Genomic DNA, 12,804 nt, shown 5'->3' with positions numbered 1-12,804 from the left:
TCCGCTGTCGTCCCCACTGCCCAGAACACTACGCGGCACCACTGACAATGGCTCTGACCAGCGAAAACGCGGTGAACTCGCAGCGGAAACGCCTCGCAGGGCACGGACGGACGCGAAACGTCCGAAACATCCTCACCCATCAGACGCTCAGACCACCCGTGAACGTTCCCGTCCCTCGGCGACAGCCCTGTCGGCGCCGCCTACTGCCCGTACTGCCCGTTCGTCACGACCGCCGCCTGCGGGCGGATCGGCAGGCGGTTCACGGGGCGGCCCGTCGCGGCGCGTACCGCGGAGGCGATGGCCGCCGGGGACGTGACCACCGGTACCGCGCTGACCGCCTTCGCTCCGAAGGGGGCGACCACGTCGCGTTCCTCGACGAGTTTCACGATCTTGATGTCGGGGGTGTCCAGGGCGGTGGGGAGGGCGTAGCCCGTGAGGTCGGGGTGGCGGATCAACCCGCGCGCGGTGCGCAGGTTCTCCGTCAGCGCGATGCCTACGCCCTGGGTCACGCCGCCCTCGATACGGGCGACGAGTTGGGTCGGGTTCAGGATGCGGCCCACGTCCTGGGCGAGGGCGAGTTCGACGACCCTCACCGAGCCCAGTTCGATGTCGACGTCGACCACCGCGCGGATCGCGCAGAACGCGAGGCCCACGAAGGCGTCGCCCTGGCCCGCCTCGTCCAGGGGCTCGGTCGGGTGCGGGCGGCACTGGGCGGTGGCCCACAGTTCCTTGCCGTCCAGGGCCTCCGTCACGGTCGTCGACAGGACTCCGTCGTACGACGTGATCTTGCCGTCCGTGATTTGGAGCAGTTCGGTCGACATTCCGAACTTGTGCGCCAGGGGCTGCAACAGCTGGGTGCGGACCATTTTCGCGGCGCGTTCCACCGCGCCGCCCGAGACCCAGGTGTGGCGGCCGCGGCAGCCGGGGCCGGCCGGGGGCTGATCGGTGTCCACGGGGGCGACGTGCACCTCGTCGATGCCCAGGGTCTCCTGGACGATCTGGCGGGCGAGGGTGGTGAAGCCCTGGCCGGTCTCCACCGCCGCGCACAGGACGGTCGCGATGCCGTCGTGGACCTTCACGGTGGCCGTGGAGACCTCGTCGGCGCCCTCGGCGCCGAGCATGTGGACCATGCCGAGGCCGTAGCCGACGCCCCGGCGTACCGCGCCCGGTTCGCCCGCGCCCTCGGGGCCGCCGGGCAGCAGCCACTCGTCCTCGGGGGTGTCCTTGGGGAGCTGCGGCAGCGGGAAGTCCCGTACGGCCTGGAGGAGTTCGGCGACCGGTGCCGGGCAGGTCACCGTCTGGCCGGTGGGGAGGACGTCACCGGTGGCCATGGCGTTGCGCAGGCGCAGCTCGGCCGGGTCCATGGCGAGCTTCTTGGCGAGCTTGTCCATCTGCGCCTCGTAGGCGGCGCAGACCTGCATGGCGCCCTCGCCGCGCACATGTCCGGAGGGCGGGTTGTTGGTGCGGACGGCCCAGCCCTCGATGAAGGCGTTCGGGACGACGTAGGGGCCGCAGGCGAAGGAGACGGCGGCGGCCAGGGCCTCCGAGGAGGTGTCGGCGTAGGCGCCCGCGTCGAGCAGCACCTGGGCCTCGACCTTGACCAGACGGCCGTCCTCGTCGGCGTGGTGGCGGTAGCGCAGGAGCGTGGGGTGGCGGTGGGTGTGGCCGAGGAAGGACTCCTCGCGCGTGGCGGTGAGTTTGACCGGGCAGCCGGTCTTCAATGCGAGCAGTCCGAGCGGGAGTTGGAAGCCCTGGTCCTCGCGGTCGGCGGTGGCCCCGGGAACGCCGGTGACGACGACCTTCACGCGGTCGGGCTCCAGGCCGTAGCAGGCGGCGGCCGTGTCGCGGTCGGTGTGCGGGTCCGTGGAGGCGATGTAGAGCTCGACGCCGCCGTCGGGGCGGGGCACGGCGAGGCCGGCCTCGGCGCCGATGGGGGCGGGGTCCTGGCGGCCGATGCGGTACAGGCCCTCGACGACGACGTCTCCGGCCGCGTCCGGGTCGCCGTGGCGCAGCGGGATGTGCCGGATCAGGTTGCCGTCGGGGTGCAGCGGTTCGGCCTCGAAGGCCTGCTCGGGGTCGGTCACCGGATCGAGTACTTCGTACTCGACCATGATGGCGGCGGCGGCCATCCGCGCGGTGTCCGGGTGGTCGGCGGCGACGGCGGCGATGGGCTCCCCGTGGTGGCGCACCACCTCGGAGGCGAACACCGGGCGGTCGGCGGTGCCCCGGCCGTAGCGGTCGCGGCCCGGCACGTCCTCGTGGGTGATGACGGCCCGTACGCCGGGCATGTCCCGCGCGTGGGACGTGTCGACGGACACGATGCGCGCGTGCGGGTGCGGTGAGCGCAGGACGGCGGCCCACAGGAGGCCCTCGGCCCACAGGTCGGCCGCGTACGGGAAGGTGCCCTCGGTCTTGGCGCGGGCGTCGGCGGCAGGGAGCGAGGCGCCCAGGCCGTGGCCCGGATGCTCCGGGGCGGGCGCGGCCTCCGTGGTCGCGGTGGCGGCTTCGTTGCTCACGCCTGACCTCCGTCCTGGCCGTACGCCTGGTCCTGCGTACGCGGGGACTCGAACGCCGACTGGTGGACACCACCGGCTCCGGGGCCCGCCTGGTGAGGAATACGCGCCTCGTCGCCGTCCGACTCAGGCTCGGCGGCGGCCGCGTGCGCCTCGCGTTCGGCGACGACCTCCTGGACGGCGTCCAGGACACCCCGGTAGCCGGAGCAGCGGCACAGGTTGCCGCACAGGGCCTGGCGCGCCTCCAGGTCGGTGGGCGCGGGGTTGCCCTCCAGGAGGTCGTGCACGGTCATCGCCATGCCGGGCACGCAGAAACCGCACTGCACGGCACCGCACTTGGCGAGCGCCCGCTGTACGTCCGAGGGCTGTCCGTCGACGGCGAGACCCTCGACCGTACGGACCTCGGAGCCGGCGGCGGTGACGGCGGGCACCAGGCAGGAGGCGACGAGCCGTCCGTCGACCTGGACGTTGCAGGCGCCGCACTCGCCCTGGGAGCAGCCGTCCTTGGCGCCCGCGAGGCCGAGGCGTTCGCGCAGCACGTAGAGCAGCGACTCGCCGATCCAGGCGTCGGTGACGGGCCGGTCCGCGCCGTTGACGCGCAACACGTAGGAGGCGAGCGGGTGTTCGTCGCCGGGGAGCTTCGGGCCGGGCTCGGCGGTCTCGTCCGGCGCGTCGGCGTCGGCGGCCGTCACGGGCGCCTCAGCGGCCTCCGGGGCGGCTTCGGCACCGTCGGACGCGTCGGCCGCCGCGGAGGGCTCAGCGGGCCCCTCGGTGGCCTCCTCGGCCTCTTCGGCATCGCCGCCCGCCGAGCCGTTCTCGTCGGCCGACTGGGCGTCGGCCGCGGCGAGTTCGGCGGCGGTGTCGTCGTGGCGGTCGCCGCGCGCGTCCCCGTAGGGGTCGGCGGCGGCCTCGGTGCGGGCGTGCGCGTACGGGTCGCTGCCCTGGGGTTCCTCGTAGGGGCGGCGGGCCGACTCGGCGGCCGGGTGCGCCTCGGACCGGTCGGCGGGGTGTGCCACGCCGCGCCCGTCGGTGTCCGTGGCCGGGTAGCCGGTGCCCCGGCCGTCGGTGCCGCTCGCCGTGTACGCCGTGCCGCGCCCGTCGGTGCCCGTCGCCGTGTACGCCGTGCCGCGGCCGTCGGTGTGCGTGTCGGGCCGGCCGGGCCGCTCCGTCACGCCCGTGCCGGACGACGCCTGCTGGGCCCAGTTCTGGCCCGCGCCGTCCGTCGCCCAGGGCGCGGGCGCGCCGCCGGGCAGGGTGGCGGGCGGGGTGCCGCCCCACTGCTCGACCAGGGCGGAGGTGGTGAACTCGCCCGATTCGTCCGGGAGATCGCCCCCGGCGACGGGGATCGACCACTCCCCGGTCACGTCGTGCCCGGGCGCGGCGCCCGCGTCCGGGGCGTTGGTGTCCTGGAAGGTCCACTGGCCGGTGGCCCCGGGGCGGTACACGAACTGCTCGCCCCCGGCCGTCCCCTGCTGCGGTACGGCGTTCGGGTCGGGCCACTGCACACCCTCGGCGGGCACGGCCCAGGAGCCGGTGCCCGAGGGGTCGCCGTCCGGGGCGGGGCCTGCCGCTATGGGCGGCGGCACATAGCCGTGGCCCGGGGCGGCGAGGAGGGCGTCGATGCCCCCTTCGGGGAGTTTCACGAAGGCCGTGGCACCGTCGTCGTAGTCGCCCTGGGGCAGCGGGTCCCAGCGTCCGCCGCCCTGGGGGGTGCCCTCTCCGTGCTGGTCGTCGGTCACGACAGCGCCCTCCCGAGTGCTCGTCGGGCAAGTGCGGCGACGGTGCGCCGCAGGTGCAGTACCGCGGGCGGAAGCTGTTCCACGGAGCCGTCCTCGGCCGGGGCCGGGTCGGGGATGCAGGCCGCGGCGACGTACTCCCCGAAGGCGGTCAGCGCCTCGGGGACGATCGCGCGGCCGTTGTCCCAGTCGATCAGCCGGGCCACCCACTGCTCGGCGTCCAGAGGTCTGAGCGGCATCGGCGCTATGGCGCCGACGGCGCACCTGACCCCGCGCCTGGCGGGGTCGAGGACGACCGCGACGGACGCGACCGAGCGTCCGGGCCCGGTCCGGCCGGTCGCCTTCAGGAAGACCTGCGGGGCGTGCAGCAGGGGCACGCGCACGAAGCCGATGAGTTCGCCGCCGCGCAGCATCTCGACGCCGGCCAGGAGGTGCGACACCGGGATCTCCCGGCGGGCTCCGTCCTGGCCCGCGATGATCAGCGTCGCCTCCAGGGCGGCCAGTACGGGCAGCGCGTCCCCGGTGGGCGCGGCCGAGGCGATGTTGCCGCCCAGGGTGCCCGCGTTGCGGATCTGCGGCGGGCCCGCGGCGCGCGCGGAGGCGGCGAGCGCCGGGATGAGGGCGGCGAAGTCGGGGCGGCCCATGCGGGCGTGCGTGAGGCCCGCGCCGAGCAGCGCGTGGCCGTCCTGGTACTGCCAGCCGCGGATCTCGCTGATCCGCCCGAGACCGACCAGCGCGCTGGGCCTGAGCTGGCCCGAGTTGACGGCCGCCATGAGGTCGGTGCCGCCGGCCACGGGAACGGCCGTGGGCAGGGCCGTGAGCGCCGCCACGGCCTCGTCCAGCGTTGTGGGCAGCGTGACGGACTGCCCCGCCTGCGGTGCGTGCGTGGTCAAACCGGCTGCCCCTTCCCGCTGCCCCACCTGGTCCCACCTGTTGCTGCCGTACGGTACGTGCTGACAGGGCGGACGTGGCAACTCTGGCACATCTTCGCAAGACCCGAACGCGGGGGTCCGCTAGGAGGCATTCGCCCGCCTCATCAGCGAGATGGTCCGTTTTGGTACGGCATCACCGGCATGCGCGAATTGCCACTCGTCGGTGACTCCTGGGGGCTTTCTCCCTTCTGTGGTCTAGGCGTTCGGAGGCGGGCCGTCCTTGGGTCGTCCGAGCACTCCAGGGCGGCGCTGCCACGGCAGGGGTCCGGTGGGCGGGCGGTAGGCGACACCCAGGGCGTCGAGTCGCGGGTAGTGGGCGGTCATCCGGCGCTCGAAGTCGGCGAAGTCACGTTCCGCGGGCGCCGGAAGGGCGCTCCAGGCGACCTCGGCGAACGCGGCCAGCCTGGGGAACGTCTGGTAGTCCACGCGCGCGTGATCCTCCATCACCTCGGTCCACACGTTGGCCTGAGCGCCCAGCACATGACGGGCCTCGGCCTCGGTGAGCTGCGCGGGAACGGGCTCGAAGCGGTAGACGTCCTCCAGGGTGCGCACATGGGCGATCGGCACCGGCTCGTCCTCGCCGCCATCCTGGCGCCAGTCCAAGTACACGTGTTGTTCAGGGCACATGACGACGTCGTGCCCCGCGCGGGCGGCGGTGATCCCGCCCTCGTAGCCGCGCCAGGACGACACGACGGCCCCGTCCGCGAGACCGCCCTCCAGGATCTCCTCCCAGCCGACGAGCCTTCTCCCGCGCGCGGAGAGCCACTTGTCGAAGTGTCCGATGAACCACGACTGCAACTCGTCCTCGTCCGCGAGCCCGAGTTCCCGGATCCGCGCCTGCGCGGTCGCCGACTGCTTCCACTGGTCCTTGGGGCATTCGTCGCCGCCGACGTGAACGAACTCCGAGGGGAACAGGTCGAGGAGTTCCTCGAACACCCCCTCGTAGAAGCGCAGGGTGTTGTCAGTGGGGGCGAGTACGTTCGGGTTGATGCCCCAGGTGTCCCAGACGGAGAGGGAGTTCGTGTCGATGACGTCGGTGTTGCCAAGTTCCGGATACGCGGCGATGGCCGCCTGCGAGTGTCCCGGTACGTCGATTTCGGGGACCACGGTGATATGCCGCTCGGCGGCGTAGGCGACGATCTCGCGGATGTCGTCCTGGGTGTAGTAGCCGCCGTGGGGCTTGTCGTCCCACAGGGGTGAGGCACGGTGGCCGAATTTCGTGCGGGCCCGCCAGGAGCCGATCTCGGTCAGCTTCGGGTACCGCTTGATCTGTACGCGCCAGCCCTGGTCGTCCGTCAGGTGGAAGTGGAAGACGTTGAGTTTGTGCGCCGCCATCAGATCCAGGTAGCGCAGGACGCCTTCCTTGGGCATGAAGTGCCGGGCGACGTCGAGCATGAGGCCGCGCCAGCGGAAGCGGGGGGAGTCCTGGATGGTGAGGTGAGGCACGGCCCAGGTGCGGTCCCGGTCGAGCGGGGCTCTCCGGTACGCGTCGGGGCCGAGGAGTTGACGCAGCGTCTGGGCGCCCCAGAACACACCGGCTGCGCTGCCGCCCTCGACGAAGACCCCGTTCGGGTCGCTGACGAGGCGGTACTCCTCGGGGCCGAGCGCGCGGTCGAGCTGGAGCCCGATGCCGTCGTCACAGGCGTCGTCGAGTTCCTGCCCCTCGCGCAGCGGCAGGCCGGTGGCCTGCTGGAGGGTGGCGCGCAGCCAGTTGCCGACGCCCTCCGTACCCCTGCTGGCGTAGAAGCGGGAACGCGCCGTCAACCGCACCTCGCCGGAACCGGCGACGACACTGCGGGGCTGAGGAATCAGTTCAGTCACGTCAGTCCTTAACCGCTCCGCCCAGCCCCGAGACCAGACGTCGCTGTACGAGTACGAAGAACACCAGCACCGGAATCGTCATCACCGTGGAGGCCGCCATGACGCCGCCCCAGTCAGGATCGTCGGGCTTGTAGAACACGAGGAGGGCCATCGGCAGGGTCGACTGGGAAGTGTCGCTGATGATGAAGGACTTGGCGAAGAGGAAGTCGTTCCAGGCCGAGATGAAGGAAAACACGCTCGTGGCGACCAGCCCCGGGAAGACGAGCGGGAAAAGGATCTGCCACAGGAATCGCGTCCGGCTCGCCCCGTCGATGTACGCGGCCTCCTCCAGCGCGTCCGGTACGGCTTTCACGAACCCCCGCAGCATCCAGATCGCGAACGGCAGCGAGAACGCGATCTGAGGGAGGATCAGCGACCCCAGGGTGTTCAGCAGACCGAGGCCCCGCATGGTGAAGAACAGGGGGATCGTCAGCGCTTCCACGGGCACCATCTGGGCCACCAGGAACATGATCAGGAGGGTGGTCCGGAAGCGGAACCGGAATCGGGTCACGGCGGTCGCGGCGAGAAAGGCGATCAGCGCCGAGACGATGACCACCGTGCCCGCCACGGCAAGGCTGTTGACGAAGTAACGGCCGAATTCCTGCTGCCCGAAGACCCGCCGGAAGGAGTCCAGGGAGGGCGCCAGCGTCCATGGCCGGGGCTTGCTCGACTCGATTTCCCCGGCCGGTTTGAAGGCGCTGAGCACCATCCAATAGAGGGGGAAGGCGACGACGACCGCGATCAGCAGCGCCGAGGCCTCGGCCGCGAGCCGCCAGGGCCGTCGTACGAAACCGCGGAGCACGCTCACAACTCCTCCCCCTGCCTGCGGAGCAGGCGCAGATAGACCAGCGTGACGGCGAGCAGCATCAGCAGCATGACGACGCCGATCGCCGAGCCGAGGCTGTATTTCGAGGACGCGAACGCCTGTTGGTAGGCATACACGTTGAGGACGAGGTTCTGGCCCGCGATGCCGCCGCCGTTGGTCATGACGTAGATCTGGGTGAAGACCTTGAAGTCCCAGATGACGGACTGGATGGTGACGACGGTCAGGATCGGGCGGAGCATCGGCGTGAGGACCGACCGCCAGATGCGCCACTGCGAGGCGCCGTCCAGGGCGGCGGCCTCCAGGACCTCGGAGGGTACGGCTCGGATGCCGGCGTAGACCGTCACCATCACGAACGGGAAGGAGCACCACACCACTTCGAGCAGGACGAGGAAGAACGCGCTGAGGCGTCCGTACGTCCAGGAGTGGTCACCGAGGCCCAGGACGCGGTTCACCGGGCCGAAGTCCGGGTCGAAGAGCAGCAGCCAGACCGTCGAACCCGTCACCGCCGGTGTCGCCCACGCCCCCAACGCGGCCAGCATCAGCACGAGTCGGGGCAGGGCGCGCACGCGGGTGAGCAGCACGGCGAGCGCGCAGCCGACCGCGAGCGTCGAGACCACGCAGGCCCCGGCGAACAGCACGGTCGACAGCAGCACCTGCCAGAACTGGCTGTCGGAGAACAGCTCCGCGTAGTTCCCGAAGCCCTTGAAGGTGGTCGGCTCCCCACCACTGACCTGTGCCTGCGTGTACTGGAAGAACGAGATCAGGCCGAGTTGGTAGATGGGGTAGACGAGCAGACCGCCGAGGACGACGAGGGCGGGGGCGAGATAGAGCCAGGGGGCCCAGGTCGTTCGCGTACGCATCCGCTCAACCCGCGGAGCTGAACGCGTCGTTCATCTTCTTCGCCGCGTCCTTCGAAGCCGCCGCCACGCTCTTCTTGCCGCTGATGACCTCCTGGAGCATCGTCGGCAGCACGAGCGAGGAGTCGATCTCGGACCAACCCGGCGACGCGGGAACGAACTTGGTGCCCGCGGCCAGCGTCTCCACGAATGGCTTCTCGAACGGCACCTTCGCTGCGGCCGCGTCGCGGACGTCGGTGAACGTCGGCAGGAAGCCCATCGCGTCGAACATCGAGGCCTGTGTCTTCTTCGAGGTGAGCTGTTCCATCAGGTCCACCGCGAGCGTGCGGTGCGAAGTGCTCTTCAGGACACCGATGTTGTTGCCGCCGGCGAACGCGGGGGCGACCGAGCCGGACGCGACACCCGGCAGCGGGACGACCGCGTACTTGCCCTTGACCTTGCCGGCCTCGACCGCGCTGTGACTGAAGTCGCCGCCGATCGCCATGCCCGCCTTGCCGGCCGCGAACGCGGTGATCGTGTCGTTGCCGCCCATGACCGCGCACTTGGCGGCGGGACAGTTGTCGCTCGTGAAGAGCGAGGTGTAGGCCTTGATGCCCTTCTGGGCGGCGGCGCTGTCGATCCCGGACGTGTACGAACCGCCCTGGGCCGTGGCGAGTTCGCCGCCGTTGGCCCACACGAAGGGCATCGCGCCGTAGGTGTACGCGCCGCCGACGACGAGGCCGTAGAGGTCCGACCTCGCCTTGTGGATCTTCCGGGCGGTGGACGCCAACTCGGCCATGGTCTTGGGGGGTTGGAGGCCGAGGTCCTTGAAGACGTCGGTGCGGTAGTAGAGGGCGCGGACGCCGACGTAGAACGGGGAGCCGTACTGCTTGCCGTCGACCGTGACGGACTGCTTCGCGGTGGGGTCGGTGTCCTTGGCCTCGCTCCAGGCGCCGAACTCCTTGGTGACGTCGAGGAGTCCGCCGTCGTGGACGTAACCGGCCGTGTCGGTGTTGCCGTACTCCATGACGTCGGGCGCGGACTCCGGGTCGTTGAACGCGGCCTTGACGCGCTGGGCGCGGGTGTCGATCGGGATGTACTCCACGTCGACCTTGGTGCCCTTGTGGGCCTTCTCGAAGGCGGTGACCACGGAGTCGACGACCTTCGCCTTCGGGTCGTTGCCGACCTCCTGGAAGAGCCACACCCGCAGGGTGCCGCTCGCCTCGTCCTTGTCCGAGGCCGAGTTGTCGGAGGTCTGGGGCGCGCAGCCGGCGACGACAGCGGCGGCTGCCAGGAGTACGGCGAATCTGGGGGCGAGCTTCATGGAGCGTTCCTCCGGGAATCCGGGCGTGATCCGGGCATGCGTTGCAACATACGCAATGGGCGTTTCGCTCTGCACAACACCACGGAGATTAAGGAGTAGATGAACGAAGCCACAAGAGGTCTCAACCACTTCGTGACACGCGAAAGGCCCTCGGGGCACGCCGAAGCGTGCCCCGAGGGCCTAAAAGGTCAGACCTGCCGGACGGCTCCTACTTGTCGCCGCCCTTGCCCTTGTCGCCGTCCCCGCCCGAGCCCATGGACTCGTAGATCTCCTTGCACATGGGACAGACCGGGTACTTCTTCGGGTCGCGGCCCGGCACCCAGACCTTCCCGCACAACGCCACCACAGGAGTGCCGTCCAGGGCGCTCGCCATGATCTTGTCCTTCTGGACGTAATGGGCGAAGCGCTCATGGTCCCCGTCGCCGTGCGACACCTGGGGCGTCGGCTCTACGAGGGTCCCCGTACCAGTCCCGCGCTCGGGCTCAAGAGTGCTCATACGGCCAAGGGTACTGAAGCCCACCGGCATCAGTTCAGCGAAGGGTCGTCCGGATACGTCGCCACCATCGCGAGCTCGCTGCGCTGGCGGCGCAGCACCTCGCGCCAGAGCCGCTCCGGGGACGGCGAGGAGACGTCACCGGGCTCCGACTCGACGACGTACCAGGCGCCGTCCGTCAGTTCGTCCTCCAGCTGCCCCGGTCCCCAGCCGGCGTACCCGGCGAAGATTCTCAGCGAGCCGAGCGCCGAGGCGAGCAGTTCCGGCGGGGCCTCCAGGTCGACGAGGCCGATCGCGCCGTGCACCCGCCGCCAGCCGAGCGGGGCGCGTTCGGCGGACGACGCGCCGCCCGGGATGACGGCGACGCCGAGGGCCGAGTCCAACTGCACCGGGCCGCCCTGGAAGACGACTCCCGGTTCGCCGGCGAGATCCGCCCAGCCCTCCAGGATGTCGCCGACGTCCACAGGGGTGGGCCGGTTGAGGACGACACCGAGGGAGCCCTCCTCGTCGTGGTCGAGAAGGAGCACCACCGCGCGGTCGAAGTTCGGGTCCGCCAGGGCGGGTGTTGCCACGAGCAACCGCCCTGTGAGCGAGGACACCTCGGTCATGCCAGACATGATCCCGCATCTTTCCGCGGAAGGGGGAGGCAATGGGGGTTCGGGAGTGAATGCAGCTCAGGGCGGAAAGGGGCGTCGAGGGCGCACGGCCCGCCTCGTGACCCCATGTGCCCGATAGGGAACGGTTCGTGTTGTGACACAGCTATGACGTGGCTGAGCGGTCCTCGGGCTTTCTGAAGGGGGGTGGGCGGCCATTACGCTTACGTCTTCGGCCCCTGCCCAACTCCACGGAACGCGAGATTCATGACCGTCAACGGCTCAGACGACGTACTGCTTGTCCACGGCGGAACCCCGCTGGAGGGCGAGATCCGTGTCCGCGGTGCGAAGAACCTCGTACCCAAGGCCATGGTCGCCGCCCTGCTGGGCAGTGAGCCAAGTCGACTGCGCAACGTACCGGACATCCGAGACGTTCGGGTCGTACGCGGACTGCTGCAACTGCACGGGGTGACGGTCCGTCCGGGTGAGGAGCCGGGCGAGCTGGTGCTCGATCCGTCGCACGTCGAGAGCGCCAACGTCGCCGACATCGATGCCCACGCGGGTTCGTCGCGCATCCCGATCCTGTTCTGCGGTCCGCTCCTTCACCGGCTCGGGCACGCGTTCATCCCGGGGCTCGGCGGCTGCGACATCGGCGGCCGGCCGATCGACTTCCACTTCGAGGTGCTGCGGCAGTTCGGCGCGAAGATCGAGAAGCGGGCGGACGGCCAGTACCTGGAGGCACCGCAGCGGCTGCGCGGCACGAAGATCAAGCTGCCGTACCCGTCGGTCGGCGCGACCGAGCAGGTGCTGCTGACCGCGGTGCTGGCGGAGGGCGTCACCGAACTCGCCAACGCGGCCGTGGAACCGGAGATCGAGGACCTCATCTGCGTACTGCAGAAGATGGGCGCGATCATCGCCATGGACACCGACCGCACGATCCGCATCACCGGTGTGGACTCGCTCGGCGGCTACACCCACGCGGCCCTCCCGGACCGCCTGGAGGCCGCGTCGTGGGCGTCGGCGGCGCTGGCGACCGAGGGCAACATCTACGTCCGGGGCGCGCAGCAGCGCTCGATGATGACGTTCCTGAACACCTACCGGAAGGTGGGCGGTGCCTTCGCGATCGACGACGAGGGCATCCGCTTCTGGCACCCCGGCGGGCAGTTGAAGTCGATCGCACTCGAAACGGACGTGCACCCGGGCTTCCAGACGGACTGGCAGCAGCCGCTCGTCGTAGCCCTGACACAGGCCACAGGCCTGTCCATCATCCACGAGACGGTCTACGAGTCCCGCCTCGGTTTCACCTCCGCGCTCAACCAGATGGGCGCCCACATCCAGCTCTACCGCGAGTGCCTGGGCGGGTCCGACTGCCGCTTCGGCCAGCGCAACTTCCTCCACTCGGCGGTCGTCTCGGGCCCGACCCGCCTCCAGGGCGCCGACCTGGTCATCCCCGACCTCCGCGGCGGCTTCTCGTACCTCATCGCGGCGCTGGCGGCCCAGGGCACGTCCCGCGTCCACGGCATCGACCTCATCAACCGCGGCTACGAGAACTTCATGGAGAAGTTGGTCGAGCTGGGCGCGAAGGTGGAACTGCCGGGCAAGGCGCTCGGATAGCGACGGTCGTACGTACGACGATGGGGCGGCCACCTGACCGGGTGGCCGCCCCATTCGCGTTACTTGAGCCTCGTACG

At 70.6% G+C, this 12,804-nt stretch carries 10 protein-coding genes; 1 reads left to right on the top strand and 9 read right to left on the bottom strand.

What is annotated here, in order from left to right; translation table 11 throughout:
- Window positions 1-200: 200 nt before the first annotated feature.
- The 9 genes from ACQHII_RS29645 to ACQHII_RS29605 form a co-directional block, all read right to left on the bottom strand.
- Window positions 201-2,516, bottom strand: coding sequence for a xanthine dehydrogenase family protein molybdopterin-binding subunit (locus tag ACQHII_RS29645; RefSeq protein ID WP_427922134.1), 2,316 nt, complete (start codon window positions 2,514-2,516; stop codon window positions 201-203).
- Window positions 2,513-4,252 carry a 2Fe-2S iron-sulfur cluster-binding protein gene (locus ACQHII_RS29640; protein ID WP_427922133.1) on the bottom strand — a complete coding sequence of 580 codons (1,740 nt, stop codon included), beginning with the start codon at window positions 4,250-4,252 and terminating at the stop codon, window positions 2,513-2,515. Before ACQHII_RS29640 ends, ACQHII_RS29645 begins: the two co-directional genes overlap by 4 nt.
- Window positions 4,249-5,142, bottom strand: a complete 894-nt coding sequence (locus ACQHII_RS29635; RefSeq protein WP_359607507.1) for an FAD binding domain-containing protein — start codon at window positions 5,140-5,142, stop codon at window positions 4,249-4,251. Before ACQHII_RS29635 ends, ACQHII_RS29640 begins: the two co-directional genes overlap by 4 nt.
- Window positions 5,143-5,376: 234 nt before the next feature.
- The gene (locus ACQHII_RS29630) at window positions 5,377-7,002 is read right to left on the bottom strand and encodes a beta-N-acetylhexosaminidase (RefSeq protein ID WP_427922131.1); all 1,626 of its coding nucleotides are present in this window, start codon (window positions 7,000-7,002) and stop codon (window positions 5,377-5,379) included.
- 1 nt (window position 7,003) lies between these two features.
- Window positions 7,004-7,849: a carbohydrate ABC transporter permease gene (locus tag ACQHII_RS29625; protein ID WP_427922130.1), complete on the bottom strand. Its 846-nt coding sequence runs from the start codon at window positions 7,847-7,849 to the stop codon at window positions 7,004-7,006.
- A complete protein-coding gene (locus tag ACQHII_RS29620) occupies window positions 7,846-8,727 on the bottom strand; it encodes a carbohydrate ABC transporter permease (RefSeq protein WP_427922129.1) in 882 nt (293 codons plus the stop codon). Before ACQHII_RS29620 ends, ACQHII_RS29625 begins: the two co-directional genes overlap by 4 nt.
- A 4-nt stretch (window positions 8,728-8,731) precedes the next feature.
- Window positions 8,732-10,027 carry an extracellular solute-binding protein gene (locus ACQHII_RS29615; RefSeq protein WP_427922128.1) on the bottom strand — a complete coding sequence of 432 codons (1,296 nt, stop codon included), beginning with the start codon at window positions 10,025-10,027 and terminating at the stop codon, window positions 8,732-8,734.
- 208 nt (window positions 10,028-10,235) lie between these two features.
- A complete protein-coding gene (locus ACQHII_RS29610) occupies window positions 10,236-10,523 on the bottom strand; it encodes a DUF3039 domain-containing protein (protein WP_026178118.1) in 288 nt (95 codons plus the stop codon).
- Between the two features lie 29 nt (window positions 10,524-10,552).
- Window positions 10,553-11,128: a YqgE/AlgH family protein gene (locus ACQHII_RS29605; protein WP_403649129.1), complete on the bottom strand. Its 576-nt coding sequence runs from the start codon at window positions 11,126-11,128 to the stop codon at window positions 10,553-10,555.
- 252 nt (window positions 11,129-11,380) lie between these two features.
- Here ACQHII_RS29605 and murA point away from each other — a divergent pair, with 252 nt between their 5' ends.
- Complete coding sequence (gene murA / locus ACQHII_RS29600; protein ID WP_427922127.1) at window positions 11,381-12,727, top strand: UDP-N-acetylglucosamine 1-carboxyvinyltransferase; 1,347 nt, start codon at window positions 11,381-11,383, stop codon at window positions 12,725-12,727.
- Window positions 12,728-12,804: the final 77 nt, after the last annotated feature.

Source organism: Streptomyces sp. cg40 (assembly GCF_050320165.1).
GTDB lineage: Bacteria > Actinomycetota > Actinomycetes > Streptomycetales > Streptomycetaceae > Streptomyces > Streptomyces hokutonensis.
Note: the sequence above shows the minus strand (reverse complement) of the source record. Positions and strands in the feature narration are given on the sequence as shown.

What these genes read in the sequence shown, in the direction of transcription:
- murA (WP_427922127.1), top strand. Translation starts at nt 11,381, where the DNA reads ATGACCGTCAACGGCTCAGACGACGTACTGCTTGTCCACGGCGGAACC.
- ACQHII_RS29615 (WP_427922128.1), bottom strand. Translation starts at nt 10,027, where the DNA reads ATGAAGCTCGCCCCCAGATTCGCCGTACTCCTGGCAGCCGCCGCTGTC.
- ACQHII_RS29620 (WP_427922129.1), bottom strand. Translation starts at nt 8,727, where the DNA reads ATGCGTACGCGAACGACCTGGGCCCCCTGGCTCTATCTCGCCCCCGCC.
- ACQHII_RS29605 (WP_403649129.1), bottom strand. Translation starts at nt 11,128, where the DNA reads ATGACCGAGGTGTCCTCGCTCACAGGGCGGTTGCTCGTGGCAACACCC.
- ACQHII_RS29610 (WP_026178118.1), bottom strand. Translation starts at nt 10,523, where the DNA reads ATGAGCACTCTTGAGCCCGAGCGCGGGACTGGTACGGGGACCCTCGTA.